The organism is Arthrobacter sp. N199823, assembly GCF_002929705.1.
GTDB lineage: Bacteria > Actinomycetota > Actinomycetes > Actinomycetales > Micrococcaceae > Specibacter.
On the sequence record NZ_PJIN01000002.1, the window covers coordinates 482,131 to 506,220 of the forward strand.

23 protein-coding genes are annotated in these 24,090 nt (G+C 62.3%); 13 read left to right on the plus strand and 10 right to left on the minus strand.

The window, feature by feature from the left end; translation table 11 throughout:
* Positions 1 to 219 precede the first annotated feature (219 nt).
* The gene (gene hutU, locus CXQ93_RS06075) at positions 220 to 1,899 is read left to right on the plus strand and encodes a urocanate hydratase (RefSeq protein ID WP_062287468.1); all 1,680 of its coding nucleotides are present in this window, start codon (positions 220 to 222) and stop codon (positions 1,897 to 1,899) included.
* A gap of 528 nt (positions 1,900 to 2,427) precedes the next feature.
* Here the strand turns inward: hutU and CXQ93_RS06080 are convergent.
* The 4 genes from CXQ93_RS06080 to CXQ93_RS06095 form a co-directional block, all read right to left on the minus strand.
* Positions 2,428 to 3,030: a TetR/AcrR family transcriptional regulator gene (locus CXQ93_RS06080; protein ID WP_104109542.1), complete on the minus strand. Its 603-nt coding sequence runs from the start codon at positions 3,028 to 3,030 to the stop codon at positions 2,428 to 2,430.
* Positions 3,027 to 4,076, minus strand: coding sequence for a saccharopine dehydrogenase (locus tag CXQ93_RS06085; RefSeq protein ID WP_062287474.1), 1,050 nt, complete (start codon positions 4,074 to 4,076; stop codon positions 3,027 to 3,029). Before CXQ93_RS06085 ends, CXQ93_RS06080 begins: the two co-directional genes overlap by 4 nt.
* Before the next feature lie 299 nt (positions 4,077 to 4,375).
* Positions 4,376 to 4,801, minus strand: a complete 426-nt coding sequence (locus CXQ93_RS06090; protein ID WP_062287477.1) for a low molecular weight phosphatase family protein — start codon at positions 4,799 to 4,801, stop codon at positions 4,376 to 4,378.
* 2 nt (positions 4,802 to 4,803) lie between these two features.
* Entirely contained in the window at positions 4,804 to 5,178 is a 375-nt protein-coding gene (locus CXQ93_RS06095) for a metalloregulator ArsR/SmtB family transcription factor (protein ID WP_062287480.1), read from the minus strand.
* A 114-nt stretch (positions 5,179 to 5,292) separates the two neighbouring features.
* Between CXQ93_RS06095 and arsB the strand changes: the two genes are divergently transcribed.
* From arsB to CXQ93_RS06110, 3 genes are read left to right on the plus strand one after another with little or no spacing between them, the layout of a single operon-like run.
* The gene (gene arsB / locus CXQ93_RS06100; RefSeq protein WP_062287483.1) at positions 5,293 to 6,384 is read left to right on the plus strand and encodes an ACR3 family arsenite efflux transporter; all 1,092 of its coding nucleotides are present in this window, start codon (positions 5,293 to 5,295) and stop codon (positions 6,382 to 6,384) included.
* Positions 6,381 to 6,794 (plus strand): arsenate reductase ArsC, encoded by a 414-nt coding sequence (locus tag CXQ93_RS06105; protein WP_062287486.1) that lies wholly within the window; start codon positions 6,381 to 6,383, stop codon positions 6,792 to 6,794. The genes arsB and CXQ93_RS06105 overlap by 4 nt, the downstream gene beginning before the upstream one ends.
* 20 nt (positions 6,795 to 6,814) lie before the next feature.
* On the plus strand, positions 6,815 to 8,194 hold the full coding sequence (locus tag CXQ93_RS06110) for an FAD-dependent oxidoreductase (RefSeq protein WP_062287489.1): 1,380 nt from the start codon (positions 6,815 to 6,817) through the stop codon (positions 8,192 to 8,194).
* On the opposite strand, the gene CXQ93_RS06115 is transcribed toward CXQ93_RS06110, so the two are convergent.
* From CXQ93_RS06115 to CXQ93_RS06125, 3 genes are all read right to left on the minus strand, one after another.
* A complete protein-coding gene (locus CXQ93_RS06115; protein ID WP_062287491.1) occupies positions 8,191 to 8,559 on the minus strand; it encodes a hypothetical protein in 369 nt (122 codons plus the stop codon). The genes CXQ93_RS06110 and CXQ93_RS06115 overlap by 4 nt on opposite strands.
* Positions 8,560 to 8,567: 8 nt before the next feature.
* A complete protein-coding gene (locus CXQ93_RS06120) occupies positions 8,568 to 9,362 on the minus strand; it encodes a GNAT family N-acetyltransferase (RefSeq protein WP_062287494.1) in 795 nt (264 codons plus the stop codon).
* Between the two features lie 82 nt (positions 9,363 to 9,444).
* Positions 9,445 to 10,209: a C1 family peptidase gene (locus CXQ93_RS06125; protein ID WP_062287497.1), complete on the minus strand. Its 765-nt coding sequence runs from the start codon at positions 10,207 to 10,209 to the stop codon at positions 9,445 to 9,447.
* Between the two features lie 188 nt (positions 10,210 to 10,397).
* On the opposite strand from CXQ93_RS06125, the gene thiL reads away from it, so the two are divergent.
* From thiL to CXQ93_RS06165, 8 genes are all read left to right on the plus strand, one after another.
* Complete coding sequence (gene thiL / locus CXQ93_RS06130) at positions 10,398 to 11,414, plus strand: thiamine-phosphate kinase (protein ID WP_062287501.1); 1,017 nt, start codon at positions 10,398 to 10,400, stop codon at positions 11,412 to 11,414.
* A complete protein-coding gene (locus CXQ93_RS06135; protein ID WP_237760012.1) occupies positions 11,404 to 12,393 on the plus strand; it encodes a DAK2 domain-containing protein in 990 nt (329 codons plus the stop codon). Before thiL ends, CXQ93_RS06135 begins: the two co-directional genes overlap by 11 nt.
* Positions 12,380 to 14,608 (plus strand): ATP-dependent DNA helicase RecG, encoded by a 2,229-nt coding sequence (locus CXQ93_RS06140; RefSeq protein ID WP_062287504.1) that lies wholly within the window; start codon positions 12,380 to 12,382, stop codon positions 14,606 to 14,608. Before CXQ93_RS06135 ends, CXQ93_RS06140 begins: the two co-directional genes overlap by 14 nt.
* 102 nt (positions 14,609 to 14,710) lie before the next feature.
* Positions 14,711 to 15,289 carry a 16S rRNA (guanine(966)-N(2))-methyltransferase RsmD gene (gene rsmD / locus CXQ93_RS06145; RefSeq protein WP_062287507.1) on the plus strand — a complete coding sequence of 193 codons (579 nt, stop codon included), beginning with the start codon at positions 14,711 to 14,713 and terminating at the stop codon, positions 15,287 to 15,289.
* Positions 15,290 to 15,521: 232 nt separating this feature from the next.
* Positions 15,522 to 16,946 (plus strand): flotillin family protein, encoded by a 1,425-nt coding sequence (locus CXQ93_RS06150; RefSeq protein WP_104109543.1) that lies wholly within the window; start codon positions 15,522 to 15,524, stop codon positions 16,944 to 16,946.
* Complete coding sequence (locus CXQ93_RS06155) at positions 16,936 to 17,178, plus strand: hypothetical protein (protein ID WP_104109544.1); 243 nt, start codon at positions 16,936 to 16,938, stop codon at positions 17,176 to 17,178. The genes CXQ93_RS06150 and CXQ93_RS06155 overlap by 11 nt, the downstream gene beginning before the upstream one ends.
* Positions 17,179 to 17,221: 43 nt before the next feature.
* On the plus strand, positions 17,222 to 18,250 hold the full coding sequence (locus CXQ93_RS06160; RefSeq protein ID WP_104109545.1) for a Gfo/Idh/MocA family protein: 1,029 nt from the start codon (positions 17,222 to 17,224) through the stop codon (positions 18,248 to 18,250).
* 202 nt (positions 18,251 to 18,452) lie between these two features.
* Positions 18,453 to 19,427 (plus strand): hypothetical protein, encoded by a 975-nt coding sequence (locus tag CXQ93_RS06165; protein ID WP_104109546.1) that lies wholly within the window; start codon positions 18,453 to 18,455, stop codon positions 19,425 to 19,427.
* Positions 19,428 to 19,580: 153 nt separating this feature from the next.
* Here CXQ93_RS06165 and CXQ93_RS06170 read toward each other — a convergent pair whose 3' ends face one another.
* A complete protein-coding gene (locus CXQ93_RS06170; protein ID WP_181036067.1) occupies positions 19,581 to 20,354 on the minus strand; it encodes a spermidine synthase in 774 nt (257 codons plus the stop codon).
* A complete protein-coding gene (locus CXQ93_RS06175) occupies positions 20,354 to 21,550 on the minus strand; it encodes an aminotransferase class I/II-fold pyridoxal phosphate-dependent enzyme (RefSeq protein WP_104109547.1) in 1,197 nt (398 codons plus the stop codon). The genes CXQ93_RS06170 and CXQ93_RS06175 overlap by 1 nt, the downstream gene beginning before the upstream one ends.
* A 279-nt stretch (positions 21,551 to 21,829) precedes the next feature.
* Between CXQ93_RS06175 and coaD the strand changes: the two genes are divergently transcribed.
* Entirely contained in the window at positions 21,830 to 22,345 is a 516-nt protein-coding gene (gene coaD / locus CXQ93_RS06180) for a pantetheine-phosphate adenylyltransferase (RefSeq protein WP_062287521.1), read from the plus strand.
* A gap of 222 nt (positions 22,346 to 22,567) precedes the next feature.
* Here coaD and CXQ93_RS06185 read toward each other — a convergent pair whose 3' ends face one another.
* Complete coding sequence (locus CXQ93_RS06185; RefSeq protein WP_146073174.1) at positions 22,568 to 23,704, minus strand: hypothetical protein; 1,137 nt, start codon at positions 23,702 to 23,704, stop codon at positions 22,568 to 22,570.
* Between the last annotated feature and the right edge of the window lie 386 nt (positions 23,705 to 24,090).

Consider the following 24,090-nt stretch of genomic DNA (forward strand, 5'->3'; position numbering starts at 1 on the left):
TGATTTTTCCGGAGTCGGTAGGCCAGGGCGTGGCCCCGACAATGGTGAGGGGAGGCAGTTACCCGACGTCCCGCCGTCGTACTTCCGCATTGTCTTGGATCACAGACAGCCCCGCTAACGGACCCCTAGGAATGCGGGCACGGCGGGGCTTTGATGGATACATAGACACATTCTCCGGCCGCTGGCTGCGAGCTCGGACCACACACGAAGGACGCAATCATGGCGACGATGCATGACCCCTCCCGCACCATTCGCGCAGCCCGCGGCACCGAACTCTCCGCCAAGTCCTGGCAAACCGAGGCGCCCCTGCGCATGCTCATGAACAATCTGGACCCCGAGGTTGCCGAGCGCCCCGAGGACCTGGTGGTCTACGGCGGAACCGGCCGCGCAGCCCGCTCCTGGGAGGCCTATGACGCCATTGTTGCCACGCTGAAGACGCTCGAGGCTGACGAGACCCTGCTGGTGCAGTCGGGCAAACCCGTGGGTGTTTTCCGGACCAACGTGTGGGCGCCGCGGGTGCTGCTGGCCAACTCGAACCTGGTGGGGGACTGGGCCACGTGGCCCGAATTCCGCAAGCTCGAGGCTGAGGGCCTCATGATGTACGGCCAGATGACGGCCGGCTCATGGATTTACATCGGCACCCAAGGGATTCTGCAGGGCACCTTTGAGACGTTTGCCGCCATTGCTGAAAAGCGCTTCGGCGGCACCATGGCCGGCACGCTGACCCTGACCGGTGGCTGCGGCGGCATGGGCGGGGCTCAGCCACTAGCCGTCACCCTGAATGGCGGTGCCTGCCTGATCGTTGACGTTTCCGAGGAACGCCTGTTGCGCCGCGTGGGCAAGCGCTACCTGGACGAGCTGGCACCGTCGTTGGATGCTGCGCTGGAACGTGTGCTTGCGGCGAAGGCGTCTCGCGTGCCCTTGTCCGTGGGTGTTGTGGGCAATGCTGCTGAGGTATTCCCGGAGATCCTGCGCCGGCACCAGGCGGGCGAATTCACGGTGGACATCGTGACCGACCAGACATCTGCCCACGATCCGCTCTCCTACCTGCCCACCGAATACTCCGTGGAGGAATGGGCTGCCGAATCCGAGGCTGATCCCGAAGGTTTCACCAAGAAGTCCCAGAACGCGATGGCCCGCCACGTTCAAGCCATGGTGGAATTCCAGGACGCCGGCGCCGAGGTGTTTGACTACGGCAACTCCATCCGCGACGAAGCCCGCAAGGGTGGCTACTCCCGTGCGTTCGAGTTCCCCGGCTTTGTCCCGGCCTACATCCGCCCCCTGTTCTGCGAGGGTCTGGGCCCGTTCCGTTGGGTTGCACTTTCCGGCGATCCCGAGGACATCCGTGTCACTGATGAGGCGCTGAAGGAACTGTTCCCCGAGAACGCCCACCTGCACCGCTGGCTGGATGCGGCCCAGGAACACGTTGAATTCGAGGGCCTGCCGGCTCGTATTTGCTGGCTGGGCTACGGCGAACGCGCCAAGGCAGGCGTGCTGTTCAATGAGTTGGTGGCTTCCGGACGCGTTTCAGCCCCCATTGTCATAGGCCGCGATCACCTTGACTCCGGATCCGTTGCCTCCCCGTACCGTGAGACCGAATCCATGAAGGACGGCTCCGATGCCATTGCCGACTGGCCGCTGTTGAATGCCATGCTCAACACCGCCTCCGGGGCCACCTGGGTGTCCATCCACCACGGCGGTGGCGTGGGAATTGGCCGCTCCATCCACGCCGGCCAGGTTTCTGTTGCCGATGGCACTGCGTTGGCGGGGGAGAAGCTGGCACGCCTGCTGACCAACGATCCCGGCATGGGTGTGATCCGCCACGCAGATGCCGGCTACGAGCGCGCCATTGACGTGGCCGCCGAGCGCGGGGTGCGCATCCCGATGCAGGAGCGGTAGCCGCTGCCTCATTGAGCATGCCGGTGTCGCCGCGCCGGGCCAGTTGAGGTTGTAGGATCCCACGCTGCCTGTCTTCAGCGACTCGCCTTGACCTGCGGTGATGCGCAGGTCAAGATCACCGAGATTCTCAACTTCGCGTCACTTTCCTACAATTGCTTTGCCGTTGATGAAAACGACGACGCTCATTTCCACAAACGATGCCCAATCAAACTGGATTCGTCAGGTATTGGCGAGCAACGACCCAACGATTGCCGGAGCCAGAAAAAAGGGGCTTATATGAACGGAAATCTTGTCCCATATAAGGCCCGCGGGAATTTTTGCGGACGGGGTATACGGGAATCCGGCGACCGCGGAAGCACGCGGATTGATGTAGCTGGACCGTTGATGGACCGGCTTGCAGGACTGTGACGCCTAGTGGCAACCCGGCAGTACGTTGGGGAGTAAAAGATCCTGTGGATAGATGCAGCGTGCCCTCTGCTTGCGGGTTTTCATGAGTTCATTTCCGTTTCATAGTGTCAATGTCCCTAGTCATGGCCCGTGAATGAGATGTTGGATGGCACCCAAAAGTTCGTTGTCGGTGCCCGGGGACCGTAGCCCTGCGAAGCCGGCGCTCACGAGGGCCGCTCCTTCGAAAAGGGCAACAAGGGAGTTTGCCCTCGCTTGCTGTGTGGCAGTTTCCATTTCGGGCTGGGCGCGCTTGACGATGAGCTGGACGTACTCCGCGTATTGGCTGTAGAAATCCCGGAGCACTGCTGCTATTGCATCGTCTGATGCGGCCATGGCCCAGATTTCAACGTACAGCCGCACTGTGGTGGGGTCATTTTGCTGCTGCATCAGCGACGAGGCTATCTGGCCACTTTCCTCCCTCGTGATGCGCGCATGGCTGTCACGTTCAAGGTCGACGCCCGTGGATTCCCGCATCCAGGTTAAGGACCGTTGCAGCACACGGTCCAGTAGGGCCTGCATCAGATCCGAGCGAGTGGGGAAGTAGTGCTGCAAGTGGCCAATACGGACGTTGGATGCGGCCGCGAAATTGCGCATCGTGGCGTTGGCGTTACCCGCCGTGACGAGAACATGCTCGGCTGCTTCGAGGAGGGCTTCCCGTCGCAACTCGCCCTTGGTGCCCGTCATACGGATTCAATCAGAACGTTGTGGGACTCCAGCTCGGCCAGGCCGCTGGCTATGTCTGTTCGGGATTCTGGGAAACCCACTCCCGCAGTAGCCCCGCTGTCCAGGACTTGCTGGAGTCCAAGATATCCACCCAGGGCCGTTAGATGGGCCTGGCCGGCGGGGTCCGTGATGACGACCGAGCGGGCTCCTCCGGGACCTTGCGCGTCAATGCGGATGATGGCGCTCCCACCCTGTCCGGAGGAATAGAGAAGCGAACGCCGCAGGCCCGTCCAGCGTTCGCCGCGCCCCCAGCGAAAGAAGCCCAAGGTTTTGGCAGCGAGCAAGGCAGTGGTTGATGAGTTGGAGCTGAACCCAATTTTGGTGGTCGCCGACCCTATGCCCAAGGTAATGGGAAGTGTGACCTGCTCAGGCGTATCCAACCGGGCCACCTTGGTGCGGTGCCCGCCGATGTCCACCCAACTGGCGTCAGAGAGGGGACTTACCGTTGCCAGTGTCCCGCCACGTCGCACCTCATAGTCCTGCCCCAGGCGGTCGATGAAGTCTACAGAGTCGACCCCGGCCCGGTCATTGACGTCATACCTGATCGCGACTTCAACACTCTCCGCACCGCCAAGCTCATGACTTAGTGAAGCTGCCACTATATTCACAATGCCGCCCATCCATCCTGAAGACAGAAGAACGGGAGCACTCGGCTGGAGCTGGGTTGCCAAAGTGGCCGCCCGCATCATCCGACTCGTCCATCGGGTGACGTCCACGTAGGGAATGCCTGCGCCTACGGCTGCACGGAGGACACGATCTTCGGGGTCATTGACGGTGCTGACGACGGCCCTGGGCGCGGCGGAGAACGGTTCCGGGTCGTTCAAATCCCAGCGATGGACAGAAGCTCCAAGCCCCGATGCAAGCTCTTGCCCTTTCGATGGGTTCCGCCCGGTGAGCAGCAGCGGCCAGGTGGGTGCGCAAAGCCGGGCGAGAGCGCTGCCCACGGTCCCGTAGCCACCGACAATGAGGATTGGGCCGGTAGGGGAGTGCTGCAAATTGTCTGTCATAAAATTAATTTAGGTCAATAGACCTATTAAGTCGAATTGGGTATCCCTCTCAGAACAAGCGGTGGCCAAACAAGTCGATGGACTCTTGCCAGGTCCAGTAATTCTGGAGAATTCATGCCCGATGCCCCGATGCCCTGATGCGGCGCGCGGGAGGACCGCTCTTTCAACTTTTCGACCAGGAGCCCCGCTCAGGGGCCTCCCCTTCTGGCCAGTTGTGCAAACGAGTGACTGAGACTGTGACTCTCAACGTCTTCTGAGACGGTACACATCGACAACTCTCCCGGTGCGCCCCGGAACTTCTAACGCTCGCCGTGCAGCCGCTGCGTGAGCTCCTTCACGCGGGCGTGGATGTCGTCGCGAACCAGCTCCATGCGTTCGCGGCCCTCGATGCCGCGTTGGCTGGGCTCATCCGTTTCCCACACCTCCACGCTCACGCCGTCCACGGCTGGAACCTTCGCTTCAGTGCCCAGTACGACGACGAGCCCCGCCTTCCGCATCGCATCCTCCGTCAGGAGCGTAGGCCGCTCCGCGCTGATGTCGACGCCTAGCTCCAGCAGGACCTCGGCAGAGAGCTGGTTGACGGCCTTGCCGGGAACAGTGCCCGCCGAGGTGACGGTGACGCCGTCGTCGCTTTCAAGCTTCATGAGGCCGGCAGCCATTTGAGACTTGCCGCCATTCTTGACGCAGACAAACAAGACGGCGGGCTTCGCGGCTGTTGAAGTCATGCTCATACCTTCGGGGTAAGTGTGGCGGCCAGAGACTCGAGCGCGCCGGGTACCAGTGAGTAGTACGCCCACACGCCCCGCTTGTCACGGGTGAGCAGGCCAGCCTCCACCAGGATCTTCAGGTGGTGAGAGACCGTGGGCTGCCCCAGGTCCAGCGGCTCGGTGATGTCACAGACGCACGTCTCTGCCGCGGGATCGGCGGCAATCATGGAAAGGATGCGCAGGCGGTTGGGATCTGCCAGTGCCTTGAAGCGGGCGGCCAGCGCCGCGGCCTCCTCGGCCTCAAGAGCGCCCGCGGCCGGAGCGGAGACGCAGCATGGCGCGTCAGCCTGGGTGCCCAGAACCGCAGGGATATCAGTAACAAGCGTCGTGGACATCGCCTGGCCTCGCCTTCATTCTGCTCCCGGAGGGGAGATTGACAACTGTCGATATATTCAACCATACTCGAAACATCGAAAACCGTCGATGTCTCAAATTGGAGAGTATTTGCCGTGACAACCACCGCCACACCCCAGGAAACAGGGCAACTGACGGCCAAACTTTCCACCCTGGACCGCTTCCTCGCCGTCTGGATCCTCGCCGCCATGGCACTGGGACTCGGTCTGGGACGGCTCATACCGCACTTGGGTGAGGCGATGGGAACCCTTCAGGTGGCGGGAGTGTCGGCACCCATCGCCGTCGGACTTCTGGTGATGATGTATCCGGTCCTGGCCAAGGTCCGCTACAAAGAGGCCGGGCGGGTGTTGGGCGATAAAAAACTCATGGTGACCTCGCTGGTGATCAACTGGGTCCTGGCGCCGGCGTTCATGTTTGTGCTCGCGTGGATATTCCTGGCGGACCTGCCCGAATACCGCACCGGTCTGATCATCGTGGGGCTGGCGCGCTGCATCGCCATGGTGTTCATTTGGAACGATCTTGCGTGCGGCGACCGTGAGGCTGCGGCTGTGCTGGTCGCCATCAACTCCGTGTTCCAGGTAGTCGCCTTTGGCGCGCTGGGCTGGTTCTACCTGCAATGGCTCCCTGCCCTGCTGGGACTGCCCACCACCAGCGCCGACTTCTCGTTCTGGACCATCACGGTCTCGGTAGTCGTGTTCCTGGGCATCCCTCTGGTGGCTGGCTGGCTGAGCCGCACCCTGGGTGAGCGGGCACGCGGCCGTGACTGGTACGAATCCAGATTCCTGCCGCGCATTGGGCCGTGGGCGCTGTATGGCTTGCTGTTCACCATTGTGCTGCTGTTCGCGTTGCAGGGTGACGCCATCATTGCCCATCCGCTGTCAGTGGTGCGGATTGCGTTGCCGCTGCTGGTCTACTTCCTCGTGGTGTTCTTCGCCTCCATGGCCATCGGCTTCGTTCTGAAGATGGGTTACGCACGCACCGCCACCCTCGCCTTCACCGCCGCGAGCAACAACTTTGAGCTCGCCATTGCCGTGGCCATCGCCACCTTCGGTGTCACCAGTGGGCAGGCGCTCGCAGGTGTGGTGGGCCCGTTGATCGAGGTGCCGCTGCTCATCGCCCTGGTCTACGTGGCCCTCTGGAGCCGCAAATTCTTCACCACCCGCACTGCAGAAAGGCTCACCCTATGAACATCGCCAAGCCCTCCGTCCTGTTCGTCTGTGTCCACAACGCCGGCCGTTCCCAGATGGCAGCCGCCTTCCTGAGCAACCTCTCCGCCGGGCAGATTGACGTCCGCTCTGCCGGGTCCGCCCCTGCCGATTCGATCAACCCCGCCGCCGTGGCGGCCATGCGGGAAGTGGGCATTGACATGTCCGCAGAGGTCCCGAAGGTGCTGTCCACGGCGGCAGTGGAGATGTCCGACGTCGTTATCACTATGGGCTGTGGCGATAGCTGCCCCGTGTTCCCCGGGAAGCGCTACGAGGATTGGGAGCTGGCTGACCCGGCCGGGCAGGGAGTTGAGGCCGTGCGGCCCATTCGCGACCAGATCCGTTTGCGTGTTGAGGACCTGATTAACTCGCTACTGCCCGGCGCTGCGTAACCATTTTGGAGGAGACTGTTGTGAATTCGCTATACCCTGTTGCTGTCATTGGAGCCGGGCCCATTGGGCTTGCCGCCGCCGCACATTTGTTGGAACGCGGGCAGGACGTTGTTGTGCTCGAGGCTGGGCCGTCCGCTGGCGCCGCCATGTCCGCGTGGGGGCACATCAAGCTGTTCTCCTCGTGGCAGTACAACATTGATGCTGCCTCCCGGCGGCTGTTGGAAACGCCTACCGCCGGCTATGCGGGGGAGTGGGTGGCGCCGCGGGCGACCAAGCTGCCCACCGGTGCCGAGATGGTGTCCGAATACCTGGCACCGCTGGCCGCACACCCTGCTGTGGCGGCCGTGGTTCGCTACGGCCACCGGGTTACGGCCATCACACGGGTGCTTCCAAACGGTGCCGGAGTGGACCTGACGCGTTCAGCAGGCCGGGAATCTTCCCTATTCTTGGTGCGTTCCCTGGTGGGGGATGAGACCGTGGATGTCCTGGCGCGTGCCGTCATTGATGCCTCGGGAACATGGGGTGGTTCCAACCCGGTGGGCCGCTCCGGGATCGAGGCCATCGGTGAGGCTGCCGCACGGTCCTTGGGATTAGTGAGCCCGCCGCTGCCCGATGTGCTGGGTTCCTCGGCGGAACGGTTCGCCGGTTGCACGGTCCTGGTTCTGGGTGCCGGGCACTCCGCAGCCAACACGCTCCTGGCGCTGGGCCGGCTGCGCCAACAGCATCCAGCAACCACCATTCTGTGGGGACTGCGCGGTACCGCCAACCCGGTCCGGCTCTACGGCGGTGGCGCGGCCGATGAACTGCCGGCCCGCGGCCAGCTCGGCACGCGCCTGCGCCGATTCGTGGAGAACGGCGACATCTCGATTGTTGAGAATGTTGCGCTTACGTCCCTGTCGCCGGATGCCGGTGCTGCCGGAGTGCGTTTGGCGCTCGCAGATGGCCGCAGCCTTGCCGTGGACGTGGTGGTTCCGGCCACAGGATTCCGCCCGGACCTCTCAATCCTGGCCGAACTGCGCCTGGACCTGGATCCTATTGTGGAGGCGCCGCGCGCACTTGGCCCGCTCATCGATCCCGAGTTCCACAGCTGCGGCACCGTCTCTGCCCACGGTGCACGCGAGCTGGCGCATCCGGAGCCCAACTTCTACATCGCGGGCATGAAGAGCTACGGCCGGGCACCAACCTTCCTCATGGCCACCGGCTACGAGCAGGTCCGCTCCATTGCGGCGGCCCTTGCCGGTGACCGTGCCGCGGCCGATGCCGTTGAACTGGATCTGCCCGAAACCGGTGTTTGCTCCACGGATCTGGCAGGCTCCTGCGATGCCCCGGCTGCTGCAGGTACTGAGGCTGGCTCGGGTAAATCGAGCTGTGGTGCGCCTGACGTAGCGCCCTGCAGTTAGGGTTCCAGCGGCTGTTCGGTCCATGTCACGGAGGCCGTGGTGAGGTGTTGGAGCACTTGCTCGTAGAATTCATCCACGGCGTAGCCCAGCGACTCCGCCACGTCCTGTCCACCTGACGTAAAGACGATCTGCGCCGTGCCGTTCCCACGGTCCTGGACCTCCACGCTGAAGCCGCCGTGGAAATAGTGGCCGTGTTCGGCGTCGTATTCCAGTCCGGCTAGCCACCGCTCAAGCAATGCCTCGAGTTTCTCCGGGTCAGCTCCCCGGAGATTCATGGCGAGGCTGGCAACCTTGTCCAGGTAAGGATTGTCAGGCCCCCACACCCAGTCGAAGTTCATGGCGTAACGCTCTGGTGCCTTCGTCATGGTGCCGCTCAGCGCTTCCAGTTGTAGGGCGTGGTGGTGGAGACCTTGACCAGGCCGGAGCGTTCAAGGATGGGGCGGGAGAATTCAGTGGAGTCGCTGTGGACCAGTTTCCTGCCCATAGCAAGTGCCGAACGGGCCCGTGCAGCCGTCAGGGCCCGGTAGATCCCGCGGCCCCGGTACTCCTGGAGAGTGGCGCCGCCCCAAATACCGACAAAGTCTGTGTTGGGAACCGGCTCGAGCCGGCCGGCGCTGACCATCCTGCCGTCCATTTCTGCCACCCAGAGTTCCATGCCGTCGTTGCGCGCCAGCCGTGCAATCAGGGCGTTAGCCGTGCGGGGACCGGCAGGATCACCAAAAGCAGCATCAACCATGGCGCTCATGGCACGCACATCGGCGTCGGAGATCACCGTGCGGAGGGTGGTGCCGCCGGGCATAGGAACGTCGTGGCACAGGGCCTCGAGTGGGCCAATCATGATGGATTCGGTGTCATCGGGCGTGAAGCCGCTGCCCACGAGCGCCTCGTGCAGGCCGGGCGCGCGGTCGTGGCCGCGGGTCTTCCATTCGACGTCGGTGATGAGCGGATTGTTGCAAAAATGCGCCAAGGCGCTTGCCACCAGGGGAGCCATCTCCCGGGCGCCCACCCCCACAAGGTTTTGGTACGTGATGAAGCCGCGACCGCCGTCGAACGTCACCAGCCGCAAAGGGCCCAACAGGGTCACATCCCGTGCGCTGGGAGTCTCGGCGTCGGTGCGCAGTTGCTGATCGTAGGCCTGAAGGTAGTGCTGCTGAATTGTCATTGACATTAGCTTCCCAGACCTGGGCTTCCGGGGCCACCGCCGCACCACCACAACTTTTTGTCAGGGCGGTGCGGACTTTCGGTGACTTTTACGACGTCGAGCGCACGCACCAGAAATCGCTGGCCAAGGAACGGTCCAGCAGGTACCCGTAGGGCATGGTGGCGTACCCGGCCATGCCCCATCCGGTGCCCCAGGAGTTGCGGATGGTGAAGCTCTGGCTGGCATCGTCATAGCCGACGGCCACCACGCAGTGCCCGCCCAGGACGCTCTCGCTGGTTGCCGGCATGGGGACCACGCCCGTTCTGGCGACGTCGGCACTTTCAAAACTGTCGTAGACGGTGAAGCCGAACACCACGGGGAATCCGGAGGCCAGGGCGCCCTTCATGGTGCTCAACGACTGGCTGACGCGAGAGTAGCTGATCGCGCGGTTTTTTTTGGCAGCGGTGTAGCACTTGGCCAACGGTTTTTTGGCGAACTTGGTGATGGTGTAGGGCCACAGGGTTTCGTCGCAGGCGCCGATGCTGGCCACGGACTTGATTCCGTCACGGATCTGGGCGCCTGAGTCCGAGTCCACTGTGCCTTCGATGACCCTCTCGTTGTAGTAGATGAACAGCCGCGAGGGGGTGGAAGTGTCTGCCTGGCCCTCCTTCATGGCCATAAACTGCAGCACCCCTGCAATGCCGTTTCCCGTGCAAGAGCCGAGCTGTCCCTGATCGTAAACGGGAGGGCACGCAGGCCGCAGGTCCACGGACGGCGGCAGGCTCGCCTGCACGGCCACGGGTGCCGCGAACTGAAAGTCACGCTGATCCGGCAGGTCTGGGATCCATCCATACCGGGAGTTGGTTCTGGCCATGGCGGTACTGCCTCCTTCGCCACGCCGTGGTCTGGACAGGCCTCACTGAGCGTGGATACAACAGACGTTCCTCCTTGCATCACGGCGGGTCAAGACTTCCACGCATCATTATGATCCTCAAAAGGTAGGGCGGCTGGCTGCTGAGGGTGGCGCCCAGAATGTCCTACCCCCTCCGCTACGGTTAAAGAATGACCCTCACCGTGGACCAACTCTCCGAATCCGAGCTCCTGGCCCGGATCTTCCCGCGCCTGCACGCCGGCACCACCACTTTGCTGGGGCCCGGGGACGATTCCGCCATCATCTCCGCACCGGACGGTCGCACGGTCATCTCCATCGACACGCAGGTTCAGGACAAGGATTTCCGCCTCCTGTGGCCCAACGGCAGTGTGTCCGCAGGATACGACGTCGGATGGAAGGCCGCCGCACAAAACCTCAGCGACATCAATGCCATGGGTGCCGTTGCCACCGCCATGGTTGTCAGCCTCACCCTCCCAGGTACGACGCCGGTCGCCTGGGTTGAGGACTTTGCCAACGGCCTGAGTGCCGCCATCGTTGCGCTCGGGGCACCCCAGTGTTCGGTGGCAGGCGGGGACCTCTCCGGCGGCAGCGAGATTGTGGTCACCGTTGCCGTGACGGGTTCGCTGGAGGGGCTTGAGCCGGTGCTCCGCAGCGGAGCCCGTGCGGGCGACCAGCTTGCCGTCTGCGGAAACATGGGCTTCTCGGCCGCGGGCTGGGCACTGTATGAGAGCACCGTTGCCGCCGCCGAGTTCACCCCGGCCATGGCTCGCGCCGCGGCACTGTTTGCCCGCCCGGTTCCGCCGCTGACCGCCGGGCCGGCTGCAGCGCGCGCCGGTGCCACCGCCATGATGGACATTTCTGATGGTCTCTTGCGGGATGCCACCCGGATTTCCGGTGCCAGTAAAGTGTCCGTGAATCTGGATTCCGCCGTGCTCGCCGGCATGGCCCGCGAACTGGAGGAAACCGCCGTCGTACTTGGAAAAAACCCGCTCACCTGGGTACTGACGGGCGGGGAAGATCATGGACTGTTATCCACATTCCCGGCAGGCCGCACCCTCCCCGAGGGGTTCATTGGGATAGGCTCAATAGTGTCAATGGAGGCGGCTGTTGCGGCTGTGACCATTGACGGACAGAATTTTGAAGGCGTCGTTTCAGGCGCCCTGGGATGGGACCATTTTGCAGTCTAAGATCACCGCAACTGCACCCGTAGTCCGCCGCTGGCTGGCCATGGCCGAACAAACGTTGGCAAACCACAGCGACAGGCTCAACGCCATCAACATCTACCCGGTGGCGGACGCAGACACGGGCACCAACTTATACTTGACAGTTCGCGCTGCCGCGCAGGCGTTGGCGGAATTAGAGCCCTCCGATGTCGGCGTCACCATGGCTACCGCAGGACGCGCGGCCATGGAACAGGCCCGGGGCAACTCTGGAACGCTGTTCGCCGTATCGCTTGCAGCCATGGCCGAGCCACTCGCTGACGCCCAGCGCCTCAGCGGACCCCTTTTGGCCGCCTCGCTGCACCGCGCACAATTGCGGGCCTGGAGCGCCTTGAGCGAACCCATGGCCGGCACCATTCTCTCCGTGTTGGAGGCTGCAGCCCGGGGCGCCGCGTCCGTGGAATCAGTGTTCAATGGCGATGAGTCAAACCAGGCGCTGGCAGAAACCATTGAGGCTGCCGTCTGTGCCGCCCGCGAAGCCGTGGTGCTGACCGAATCCCAGCTGGGCGTCTTGAGTGAGGCACATGTGGTGGATGCTGGCGGTGTGGGCCTGTTGCTCATTCTGGACTGCCTGCGATCTGTCATCGTCGGTGAACCCCTCCAAGAAGATCTGATGGATGGCCTGTCCGGTTACAAGGTGCAAGATCCCAATATTGCCTTGACCATGCCGGAACAAGAAGGTGTTGAGGTCATGTGCACCATCACCCTGACCCCGTTGGCAGCCGCCGGTTTGCGCTTGCAGCTCGACGGCATGGGCGATTCCGTCATCATGAGTGCCGTCTCCGAACACGCTGACCCCACCGGCGCGTACCCCTGGAGGGTGCATGTTCATGTTCCCGCAGCAACCCTGGCCCTTGAAGCCATCAGGGCTGTGGGTGATCCCAGCAACGTGAGCATTTCAGCGCTGTCCGCCACCGCGGCGAAGGACGCCCATGAGCTCATCTGACCCGGCCCCCAGATTTCCCAACCCGGATCAAGGCTACTCAGATCTTGCCTTGAATATCTCCCGGCTGCTGGGCAAAGCCACGGCTACTGTGGTGGAAAAAAATCTCGGGATCACCACAGCGGGGCAGATGCTGCACCAGTTCCCGCGCCGTTATCTGGCCCGCGGCGATCTAACCGATCTGAACCAACTGGAACTGGGCGAGGACGTCACCATCTTGGCCAAAGTGGTGGCCGCGCACACCCGCTTCATGCACACGCGCAAGGGCACCATCACCGATATTGTGATCACTGATAATTCCGGGCGCGCGTCCCAGTTGGCCATCAGCTTTTTCAATGGCTTCACGGCCAAAAAGGAACTCCAAGAAGGAGTGTTGGCCCTGTTCTCCGGCAAGGTGGGGTACTACGGTGGCCATCAGGTGCTGACCAACCCCGGCTATGTCCTGTTGCCGGACGACGAACTGGCCGAGCATGAAGCCGAACTTCAGGCCGCGAGGCCCATTCCGGTTTATCCGGCCACGTTGAAGTTTCCCAGCTGGAAAACTGCGGATGTCATCAAGGCACTCCTGCCGGCGCTGGATCTGACCAAAGTGCCAGATCCCGTCCCCAAACACATTGCCGCGCGTGAGAAACTCATGCCGTTGGCGCTGGCCTATGACGAGATCCACACCCCTACGGACATGGAGTCCTGGCCGCGAGCCCGCAAACGCTTCCGTTATCAGGAGGCTTTGGCGCTCCAGACTGCCTTGGCGCAACGCCGTTTGGTGGCCATGAAGCAGGACGCCACCGGCCGGCCCCCTGTCCAAGGTGGGCTGCTGGACGCCTTTGACGCCAAGCTGCCCTACACACTCACCGCCGGTCAGGCGGACATTGGTGCGTTGATCGCCTCCGAGGTTGCCCAGGGTCACCCCATGCACCGGCTCCTACAGGGCGAGGTGGGTTCCGGCAAGACGGTCATTGCCTTGCGTGCCATGCTTCAAGTGATCGACGCCGGTGGGCAGGCAGCCTTCCTGGCCCCCACCGAGGTGCTGGCCGCCCAGCATCTGCGCTCCATTTCTGCCCTCTTGGGTTCCTTGGGGGAGGGTGCCTTGTTGGGTGGTTCGTCCGCCACACAGGTGACCTTGCTGACCGGTTCCATGCCCGTAGCGGCTAAGAAGAAAGCGCTGCTGGCGGCCGCTTCCGGTGCGGCCGGCATTGTTATTGGCACGCATGCGCTTTTATCCGATAATGTGCAGTTTGCCGATCTTGGGCTCATTGTTGTCGATGAACAGCACCGCTTTGGTGTGGAGCAGCGCGATGTCCTCCGCGCCAAAGCACTCAAGCCCCCGCACCTGCTGGTCATGACGGCCACGCCCATTCCGCGCACCGTGGCCATGACGGTCTTTGGTGATCTGGAAGTCTCCGAGTTGACGGAGCTGCCGGCCGGGCGCACACCCATCCTGACCCACGTGGCTCCTTTGGCGGAGCACCCCTCTTGGGAATCGCGCGTGTGGGCCCGTACTCGTGAAGAGGTCGACGCCGGACACCAGGTCTATGTGGTTTGTCCCAAGATCGGTGATGCTCCCGATGCCGAAGATGTTCCCACGGATAAGGCTGACGCCCGCCCCATGGCCGGGGTGTTGGAGACCGTGGAGTACTTGCGAACAGTTCCGGCGCTGGCCGGGCTGCGTATTGCCACGCTGCACGGGCGCATGGACTCTGCCGACAAACAGGAGACCATGGCGGCCTTTACGGATGGAGCCATTGATGTCTTAGTGGCCACCACGGTGATTGAGGTGGGTGTGGATGTGCACAACGCCACGCTCATGGTGATCTTGGATGCCGATCGCTTTGGCATGTCACAGTTGCACCAGCTCCGAGGACGCATTGGGCGGGGTGGGCACGCTGGAACCTGCTTGTTGGTGACGGGATTGGAACCTGGCCATCCCAGCCGCAAGCGCCTGGATGCGGTGGCCGCCACCATTGATGGGTTTGTGTTGGCTCAGGAGGATTTGGAAATGCGCCGAGAAGGCGACATTCTGGGTGCTCGGCAGTCAGGCGGCGTGAGTGGTTTGCGGATGCTCAGCGTGGTGCGCGACGAGGCGCTGATTGGCAGGGCCCGGCAGGACGCCACAGAGATTGTCGCCGTGGATCCTGAATTGGAATTCCACCCGGCCCTGAAGCTGGAAATTGAGATGTACTTGACCGAACAGAATGAGGCTTTCCTTGAACGTGGCTAAGAAGACCATGGCTAGCAGCACCGCAGGTGTTAACAGCACGGCTGTCAACAGCGTGGCTGCGAGTTCTGGCGCTGTGCAGGCTCTGGCGTTTGGAGCGCGGGCATGACCCGGATTGTTGCCGGAGCAGCCGGAGGCACCACGCTGGTATCGGTGCCGGGAGACGGGACCCGTCCCACCACTGACCGAGTCAAGGAAGCGTTGTTTTCTCGGCTGGAATCCATGAACATGCTCGCCGACACGCGGGTACTGGACCTGTATGCGGGTTCCGGATCGCTGGGTGTGGAAAGTGCCAGCCGAGGGGCAAAATCCGTTGAACTGGTCGAGTTCAATGACAAAGCCGCAGCCGTATGCCAGCGCAATGCCGAACTGGTCAATAAGGTCCTTGGTAGCAAAGTTGTCACGGTGCAGCGTTCCAAAGTGGAATCGTTCCTTGAACGAGTGGTGGGCGCCGGCGTTGACCAGTGGGATCTGGTCTTCATGGATCCGCCCTACCCGCTGACCGAGGAAGAGCTGTCACTCGTGTTGGGACTGCTGGCTCAGCGGCTGAGTCCCTTCGCCGTGGTGGTGGTGGAGCGTTCAGCGCGCACCCCCGAACCCACCTGGCCCGCTGGTTTGGACGGGTTTGCCGAGAAGAAGTACGGGGAGACCCGCCTCTGGTTCGCCGAGCCGGCTGCTGACTGAGTCAACACTCCTGACTGCCGTTCATCCTGGCAATACCTGCTCTGTGCATACCCGCCCTGCGCACACTGCCGGCACTAAGAAATAGCGAGTACTTTGGATGGTGGAGGCACCCTCAGGAAGGTGCTTACGCAGCAGTCGGACCCACAATTACATATTCAGGCCGTGAGATCGCCCCATGACGGGGGAACAGGTGAACCGTTGCGACCATTCTTCCTTTGAAAGGATTGGGGTCATGCAATACCTCATCGCGTTCATCCCGCTGATCGTCGGGATAGTTGCTCTGGTGGTTCTTGTGTTACTCATTCGTGGCGGCGTGAAAATGATGTGGCAGGTTGCCGAGCCCAATGAGGCGCTGATCATTTCAGGTTTCAGCCGCGGGCGCCCCTCTGCTGCTACCACTGATGGCATGGACTTCCGCATCGTCACGGGCAAGGGTGCTTTTGTGATCCCCGGCCTGCAAACTGTCAGGCCGCTGTCCCTGACCCTGAACGAGACGGAATTGCAGGTCAACTGCGTCACCTCCCAAGGGATCCAGGTGGTGGTCCAGGGGGTCGTCATCTTCAAGATTGGGGATTCGACGCCGTTCATCGCTAACGCCGCGCGCCGTTTCCTAGGTCAGCAGGCCAAGATGGAAAGTCAGGTGTACAACGTTTTCGAGGGACACTTGCGCTCGATCATCGGTTCCATGACGGTGGAAGAGATTATCCGGGAGCGCGATAAGTTGGCCTCGCAGGTGCGCAGTGCCAGTGGGACCGAAATGGAAAAGCTTGGCCTCGTGGTGGATTCCTTGCAGATCAAGGATCTTGAGGATCCCACCGGGTACATTCAAAACCTTGCCAAACCGCACATCGCCCAGGTGGTGATGGAGGCGCGTATTGCCGAGGCCACCCGTAACCGTGAGGCGGCAGAAAAAGAAGCAGAAGCCGCATGGTTGATTGCCGATGCCCAAAGTATCTCTGCCATCAAGCAGTCGGCCGCCCAAGCCAATGCCGAAACGGCCAAGGCCAACGCCGCACAGGCCGGTCCATTGGCGGACGCCACAGCACGCCAGCAAGTGGTGGTCCAGGAAACCGAGGTCGCAAAACTCGAGGCTGACCGCGAGGAGCAGAAGCTGCAAACCTCCGTCAGGAAGCCGGCCGACGCCAAGGCCTATGCCCAGCGGACCGAGGCCGAGGCCCAAAAAGCGGCCGATATCAGTGCGGCCGAGGCCCGGGCCAGGAAGACTGAGCTTGAAGCGCAGGCAAATGCGACGGCGGCGGCGGCCACTGCCGGCGCAACCCGCGTCACCGGCGAGGCCGAGGCGGCGGCGACGAAAGCGCGTGGGGAGGCTGCGGCGTCGGCCATTAAGGCCAAGGCCCTAGCTGAAGCCGAGGGCATCAAGGCGCGTGCCGAAGCTTTGGGGACTAATCAAGAAGCGGTCATCAGCCAGCAGCTGGCTGAAAACATGCCGGCGATTGTGGCAGCGGCGGCTGAACCGTTCGCTCATGTTGGCCAGCTGACGGTGCTCAACGGCGGTGAGGGAATCAACAATATGGTGGGCGGGATCCTGGCGCAGGTGGGCAACTACCTGCCGGCATTGACCACAGCCCTGAAGGATGTCAATGCAGCCAAGACAGTCAGCGCAGCCAAGACAAAGGAGCCGCCGCGTGCGCCGTGATCAGGACAGGAGCTTGACGGGGAAAATTGGCAGGGTCTCCGGGGCGATCGGGCCTGGCACGTTGGGCGAGGTCATGATTGAGGTGAGGGGCGGAACGTCGGCGTATCCGGCCCACCCCTATGACGGAATCAGCAGCTTTCTGGTGGGGGAGCGGGTACTGGTCATGTACCTTGAATCGCCGCAAACCGTCTTTGTTGAGGCGCTGCCCGAGTTCCTCCAGCATCCCGCATAGGGTGGAGGGAAATCGCATGTTTGCCGGGTAGTAAGGATCTTTTGTGGAGCAACTTCGAGTGGGCCTCATTGGTGCCGGCGGCATTGCAGGCGTCCACATTGCGGGGTGGCAGCAGCTGGGCGCGCACGTGAGCGTTTATTCGCGCTCCGGCGCAGCTCATCTGGTGCAGGAGTTCGGCGTCGCTGAGGCTGAATCGTTGGATGCGCTGCTGGCGGATTGCGATCTAGTCAGCATCCTCACTCCCACCACCACACATCACGAATACGCTATGGCGGCCATCGCCGCCGGCAAGGACGTGATGTGTGAAAAGCCGCTCGCTGAAACCACTGCCCGGGCAGCCGAGATTGCCAACGCGGCCAAGTCCGCCGGGGTGCGGCTCTTCCCCGCCCATGTGGTGCGCTTTTTCCCCGAATATGTTGCTGCCAAGGCGCAGCTTGAGCAGGGCTTGTTGGGGTCGCCCCAGGTACTGCGTCTGAGCCGTGCCAGTGCGGCTCCGGCGGCGGGGTCCTGGTTCTTTGACGAGGAGGCGGCCGGTGGCATCATCCGGGATCAGATGATTCACGATCTCGATCAGGCCCTGTGGCTGGCTGGAGACGTCATCCAAGTGGAGGCCCTGCAGGCCCCGTCCACAGTAGACGGCGTGGTTCCGCGGCCCGTCACTGCCAAAGTGTTCTTGACCCATGAAAGCGGTGCCGTCAGTTTCCTGCGGGGGGAGTGGGGCCCGGACAACATGCCGTTCCATACCTCAATTGCCGTGGAAGGCGACGCCGGAATGTGGCGTTTTCCGCTCCCGCTCGCAGCAGATCTCGGCGCCGCTACGGACGGTGGCCCTGCGGACGGTGGCGGTTCGGCTCCAGTGGGTGGCCAGTTGCCCGAGCAGTCACCGGCGAGCAGCCCTTACACCTTACAGATTGCCGAGTTCGCACAGGCGTGCAGTACCGCGGCGCCATCTCGAGTTAGCCCGTACGACGGCGTCATGGCCGTTGCGCTGGCGGAGGCCGCCTATGCCTCGATCGCCTCGGGCGGACCAGTGGAATTCTCAGCCGCGAGTGTGGCTAAGCTGCTGGATTAGCGCGTGAAACTAGTGGACTAGCGCGTAAACAAGGGGGCCAGCGCCCACGGACTGGGAATACGGGCCATGCGACGGTGCTCTCATCGTCGCCAGAAGCTACGTTTGTCCCCGTGGTGACGAGTTGAAAACCCACCGTTGACAGCCCACAGTGGGTGCCGTACGTTCAGGGCACTGCACTCTTGCCGAGCCTAAGGCTGGAATCATGCGCATCCGGACGCTGTCACTCTCAATAACCCTCGGAGCCATGGCGTTTTCCGCGCTGACGGCCTGCAGTGGCGGTGCATCAGATCCACCAGGTGCCGGGGGAGAGCAAGGAGCCTCCGAAGGCGCTGCAGTGGATGAAGCCGCACTCGCCCCCGTGGTCACTGATCCGGCAACCAACGCGCCCGGTGGTGCGGCACCACCAACTACTGAGCCATCAACAGCCCCGCACCCAAGCACGGTTGATATTCGGGCGGTGGATCTGGCCAACTCCGCGTGGCTGTATTCGTTCGGCGGCTTCGATCTGCCCGTTGAGGTGAAGCTGGTTAACGGGGAGGCAAGCTCTGACGGTGACGGTGTGCCCATCACTTATTCGCTGGGGGACGTGGTCTACGGTGACGTTGATGGTGACGGGGACGATGATGCTGTGGCTCGTATTAACCGTGCGCAGAGCATGGGCTCGGAGGGGCTCTGGTATGTGTGGCTCGCCGAGGGGCCGGATGCGCTACAAATGAAATATCCCGTAGCCCAAACCGGCAGGTGCAGCACCTACGTGGAATCCGTGGTGATCTCAGATGGTGGGATCGCGTTGACCGAATACCAACGAATTCCTGGTCTCGATGACGCCATTCCGTGCTCCGATCCGGGCACCGGTCTCAAGAAGCGCACCATCACCGTTCATTCAGAAGGCCAAGACAAGTGGCCGGTACAAACGGCGCCGGTGGCGGCATGGGGTGGACTTTGCCCGGGGCCGCGATGGAACGAATCGTCACCCGGCCTGGTGGATCTGTGGGCTGCGCCTGCCAAGAATTCTCCCGTGACGGCGACTGAAGCACCCGACGGCGGAGCGATGTTTGAGCAAAAGGACGCACCGCTCTTGCAGCGTGACGGGTGGCTTCTGATCGGAGTCAAGCTGTCAGGGATGGCGAATGAACAAGGCGTCACAGAAATGGAGTGCGCCTGGGCCCTGAAGTGACGCCGCCTCCTGCAAGAGCCACCCAGCATGTGATCGAGCGTTCAGGAAAGCACCCCAATCGCTGATCGAGGGTTTGGGAAAACACCCCAATCGGTGATCGAGGGTTTGGGAAAACACCCCAATCGCTGATCGAGCGTTTGTAGTGGGGTGGGGCTAGTTGGTCAGTTCGTCCAGTTCCACGCCACTCATCACAGTTGCCGGATGCGGGCCTGCCGCCACCAGCGCTTGAGTCCACCCTTGTGACCACGGGCTGTTTTTGCCCAACAGGATGATGTTTCCGGGGTAGCGGCGGCTAAATAGCATGGTTGTGCCATAAGCGGCCACGCTGGGCATGGCTTCCTGGAGTGCCTTGGTCTGGCTGGTGACCAGCGTGAAACCGGGCTCGTCTCCAACGTTGACGGCCAGAATTCCTTCCGGCGTCAGCACTGCCGCCGCCTCGCGGTAAAAGTCTTCGCAGGCGAGGTGAGCAGGCGCGTCCGGGCCGCTGAAAATGTCCAGCACAACGACGTCGAACATCAGGCCTGCGGGCAGGGCAGCCAGCTCTTCACGGGCATCACCCACGTGGCTGCTCAGATCGGTGCCGGCCGGTAGCGGCAGCTGCTCGAGGACAAAGTCCAGCAGCTCACGTTCCAACTCCACGGCATGCTGGACGGATCCTGGCCGGGTGGCCTGGATGTAGCGGGCCAGCGTCAGTGCACCAGCGCCCAAGTGCAGAGCCGTGATGGGTTCCCCGGCCGGCTTCACCAGGTCAATGGCGTTGGCGATGCGGCGCAGGTATTCGTAGAACACTTCCTGCGGTGCGGCCAGGTTCACGTGCGATTGCTCTGCGCCGTCAATGCTCATGACAAAGGCGTTGTTGTGCCAAGGATCGGCTTCGATCGTGGCGTGGACGCCGCTGGTGCGCAGGAAACGGCTGGGCGTGGCCATTAAATCTTGTCCTTGAGGGTGGCGAGACGTTCGGCGGCCTGTTCCAGCAGCGGAACTTGTTTGCAGAAGGCGAACCGCAGCAGGGAGCGGGTGCGTTTGGCGCCTTCGGGGTGGCAGAAGACCGGGACGGGGATGGCGGCAACGCCAATGAGCTCCGGGAGGCGGCGGGCCAATGCGGTGGCATCGGTAATGCCCAGTTTTTGCGTATCGGCGTTGATGAAATACGTGCCTTGGGGCAGGTAGACGTCGAGCCCGGCGGCGCGCAGACCCTCGGCGAGGATGTCGCGTTTGTGGGCCAGCGTCGCGGCGGCGTCAGTGAAAAAGCTGTCCTCCATGCGGAGTCCGGCGGCGATGGCACCTTGGAAGGGTGTGCCGGAGGAGTAGCTCAGAAATTGCTTGACGGTGCGGGCTGCCGCGACGAGTTCCGCCGGGCCGGAAAGCCAGCCGATCTTCCATCCGGTGAAGGAGAAGGTCTTGCCGGCGGAGGAGATGGTGAGCGTTCGCTCAGCCGCACCCGGCAGCGTGGCCACGGGTATGTGCCGGGGACCGAACGTCAGGTGCTCATAGACCTCATCGGTGAGGATGACGGCGTCGTACTTGATGGCGAGCCGAACCACCTCACTGAGCACCTCCACGGGGAACATGGCGCCGGTGGGGTTATGCGGATTGTTCAGGATGACCATTTTGGTGCGCGGGCTGAAGCTGTTTTCCAGCGTGGCCAGATCCGGCATGAAATCCGGAGCCAGCAGTGCAGCCGTGGTGTGCTTGGCGCCAGAGAGGCCAATCATGGCGCCGTAGGAATCGTAGAACGGCTCAAAGGTGAGGACCTCATCGCCCGGGCCGGTCAGCGCCAGGACGGCAGCAGCAATAGCCTCGGTGGCGCCGGTGGAGATGATGACTTCAGTCTCCGGATCGAGGGTGATGCCGTAGAAACGGTCCTGATGCTCGGCCACGGCCTGGCGCAGATCCAGAATTCCCTTGCCAGGCGCGTACTGGTTTTTGCCAGAGGCGATGGCATCCTGGGCGATGCGGCTCAGCTCCGCCGGGCCGTCCTCATCAGGGAAACCCTGACCCAAGTTGATGGCGCCGTGGTGGTTGGCGAGGGAGGTGATCTCCTCAAAAATGGTCACTCCGAGGGAGCCGTCCGGGCCCAAAAGGTTGGCTCCTCGTGCGGTGCGGTGCCAGGGCGTGCTCATGATGCTCCTCAGGATTGCTGATGTCTACCGTGACCACGTTACCGGCGACGGCGTCCCACACCCTAGTGGGACCGCCCCGCCCTGCGGCCAGGCCCTGTGGCCATGCCCTTGGCCAGGCCTGCGCCAGTGCCGGGCACAGTGGTTCCGGGGAGTGTGAATTTCGACGAACCGAGCAGGGGGTACGTCCGAGAATTCTGTTACCGGCCAGTACGCCACGGAATGCTAGAGACACGGCGAAATCATTGGCTGCTGGAGCGGATCTGGGCTAGATTCGTGAGTATGCGACGCGCTGTATGCCCCGGATCCTTTGACCCCATTCACAAGGGACACATTGAGGTGATTGCCCGCGCGTCGTCCCTTTTTGACGAGGTAATAGTTGCGGTCTCCACCAACTATGCGAAAAAGTACCGGTTCTCGCTCAATGAGCGCTTGGAGATGGCTCGCAACACCTTCTCGGCCTTGTCCGGGATTGTTGTTGAACCCATGGGTGAGGGGCTGCTCTCCGATTACTGTCACGCCAGGGGCGTCTCTGCCATTGTGAAGGGTCTGCGCTCGTCCTCTGATTTTGACTACGAATTGCCTATGGCAACCATGAACCGCCAACTCTCCGGAGTGGAGACGGTGTTCTTGCCGGGGGATAGCCGCTACCTGCACCTGTCCTCCACCCTGATCAAGGAAGTCCACACACTCGGCGGGGACATTGCTGACTTTGTCCCGCGCGCCGTCCTGCGCCGTTTGCAGGGTGATGTTGGCCCCGACACCACACCCGTCACCATGGTCCAGCCCAAGGCTTAGCCGCCTGGGCTGATTTTCCGGGTTCGTGGGATCCGTAGGGTCGCGGATTTCCACGGGTTATACGCATCGGTAGCGTGTGCGTCTTGCGTATAAACAAAGTCCACTTAACTTATACGCAGCTGGCGGCCCACCAGACTGCGGCACAGTGAAAGCACCGCAGCTTGCTCGGGCGCGGCGTGCGTATAAATAAAGTGCTGAGTTGCTGAGTGCTACCAGCCGCGCTTAGAGTCCTGTTTCGGGGTTTTCCTGTTGGACAGGGTTTAGCTGATGTCCTGGATAGTGCTGGTTCGGGTCAATCACGGCACCGGAAAGCGGCCCGTATGCGAACCACCCCACGCCGCCGCCCTGATCGGCCTCGAGGCGCGCCTTCAGTTCTTGCTCAGCGGCCACCATTGCGCGGAATGCTTCAGCGGCCGCGGGGTTCCGGCTGTGTTGCTCCGAGCGGAAGAGTTGGCGGGAGGAACCGGGCTCGTAAGAGTGGAATTCCACCACGAAGCCGTCACCTAGTTCTTTGGCAAGCCGCTGCGCTAGTTCGCTACCCGTGGCTGTGAACTGTGCGGCCCCGCTGCGGGACTTCCATGCCTGATTGCCGTCAAGAGAGGCATAGTAGGAGCCTTCCCACGCCTCCATGTCTGCAACGAGAGCAGGGGAGAGCTTCGCATCGGCGTACGTGACCGGGCCATGTAGCCAAAGGACAGTGTCGGCATAGTCGGGGAAGAGTCGGATCGTCATGATGGACCCACCCGCCGCGTCGGCTTGTGTGGCGTCAGTTGTATCCGCTGCTGGCTCTGGCTCCATGGCACTGATATCCAGATGCAGCACCACACCTGTTGTCACAAGATGTGGGGACGATCCGGTGCCGGCCCCTGCCTCGCCAGCCCCAGGAACGTACCGGGGATAGCTGCTGATGGGCCGGAACTGCTGATCGTGGCCTGGGGCTGGCGCCCAGTTCACTCCGCCACCGTCTTCGTTGGCATAGAGCAGGGTCGCCAGTTCCATGGAGTCCACTACCCCGAACACTTCCGGGAAGCCATCAGGCACCGTTCCGTAATCGGTGGCATCAATGATTCCGGTCAGGGTTACCGGTCCCTCGGTCAACACCGGCGCATCCCAGTACAACGCGAATTCATCACAGCTGATGGCAGTGGGGAAGGCTCCCTCCACGTGCGAGGCCTGATCGGCCAGATGCACGGCAACCCCTTTGACTGTGGTTTCCCGGCCAAAGCTGCCGTAGTGCATCTGCGGATCCCCGGTGTCTGTCCGGAACTGCAGCACGTGACTCAGCACCATGCCAATGTAGGGGTGTTCGATGTCACCATCGCCTATTTGCCAGTCGGGGACGTACACGGGAAGGATCATGTGCTCGATTATGCCCACTTTGCGGCCGTATCGCATGAGAAATACGGCATAAAGCGGGCCCTTTCGTCACCACACACCACACATGCAGGAGCCAACGGAAGGCGCACGAGTCGGCCATCCGGCGTCGTGCTTAAGCGTGAAAACCGCGCAGATACGGGCTCAAGACAGAAAATACATGCGAAAAATGCGGCTTGAGAGTTACATCACGCATTGCGGTTCGTCGCAAAGGCCATTGCTGTCGTAGACTGAATAAGGCCAATTTGGTCTGGTACCGCTCATTTTGATGCCCGGGAGCTTTCGGGCTAAGATGGTGCGTCGGTCATATGTTCTTACAGGAGTTCTCATTAGCGAAACCACGTTGGGCAAAAAGTCCAACCATGGCACGC

What these genes read in the sequence shown, in the direction of transcription:
- hutU (WP_062287468.1), top strand. Translation starts at nt 220, where the DNA reads ATGGCGACGATGCATGACCCCTCCCGCACCATTCGCGCAGCCCGCGGC.
- CXQ93_RS06080 (WP_104109542.1), bottom strand. Translation starts at nt 3,030, where the DNA reads ATGACGGGCACCAAGGGCGAGTTGCGACGGGAAGCCCTCCTCGAAGCA.
- CXQ93_RS06085 (WP_062287474.1), bottom strand. Translation starts at nt 4,076, where the DNA reads ATGACAGACAATTTGCAGCACTCCCCTACCGGCCCAATCCTCATTGTC.
- CXQ93_RS06090 (WP_062287477.1), bottom strand. Translation starts at nt 4,801, where the DNA reads ATGACTTCAACAGCCGCGAAGCCCGCCGTCTTGTTTGTCTGCGTCAAG.
- CXQ93_RS06095 (WP_062287480.1), bottom strand. Translation starts at nt 5,178, where the DNA reads ATGTCCACGACGCTTGTTACTGATATCCCTGCGGTTCTGGGCACCCAG.
- CXQ93_RS06105 (WP_062287486.1), top strand. Translation starts at nt 6,381, where the DNA reads ATGAACATCGCCAAGCCCTCCGTCCTGTTCGTCTGTGTCCACAACGCC.
- CXQ93_RS06115 (WP_062287491.1), bottom strand. Translation starts at nt 8,559, where the DNA reads ATGACGAAGGCACCAGAGCGTTACGCCATGAACTTCGACTGGGTGTGG.
- CXQ93_RS06120 (WP_062287494.1), bottom strand. Translation starts at nt 9,362, where the DNA reads ATGTCAATGACAATTCAGCAGCACTACCTTCAGGCCTACGATCAGCAA.
- CXQ93_RS06125 (WP_062287497.1), bottom strand. Translation starts at nt 10,209, where the DNA reads ATGGCCAGAACCAACTCCCGGTATGGATGGATCCCAGACCTGCCGGAT.
- thiL (WP_062287501.1), top strand. Translation starts at nt 10,398, where the DNA reads ATGACCCTCACCGTGGACCAACTCTCCGAATCCGAGCTCCTGGCCCGG.
- CXQ93_RS06140 (WP_062287504.1), top strand. Translation starts at nt 12,380, where the DNA reads ATGAGCTCATCTGACCCGGCCCCCAGATTTCCCAACCCGGATCAAGGC.
- rsmD (WP_062287507.1), top strand. Translation starts at nt 14,711, where the DNA reads ATGACCCGGATTGTTGCCGGAGCAGCCGGAGGCACCACGCTGGTATCG.
- CXQ93_RS06150 (WP_104109543.1), top strand. Translation starts at nt 15,522, where the DNA reads ATGCAATACCTCATCGCGTTCATCCCGCTGATCGTCGGGATAGTTGCT.
- CXQ93_RS06165 (WP_104109546.1), top strand. Translation starts at nt 18,453, where the DNA reads ATGCGCATCCGGACGCTGTCACTCTCAATAACCCTCGGAGCCATGGCG.
- CXQ93_RS06170 (WP_181036067.1), bottom strand. Translation starts at nt 20,354, where the DNA reads ATGGCCACGCCCAGCCGTTTCCTGCGCACCAGCGGCGTCCACGCCACG.
- CXQ93_RS06175 (WP_104109547.1), bottom strand. Translation starts at nt 21,550, where the DNA reads ATGAGCACGCCCTGGCACCGCACCGCACGAGGAGCCAACCTTTTGGGC.
- coaD (WP_062287521.1), top strand. Translation starts at nt 21,830, where the DNA reads ATGCGACGCGCTGTATGCCCCGGATCCTTTGACCCCATTCACAAGGGA.
- CXQ93_RS06185 (WP_146073174.1), bottom strand. Translation starts at nt 23,704, where the DNA reads ATGATCCTTCCCGTGTACGTCCCCGACTGGCAAATAGGCGATGGTGAC.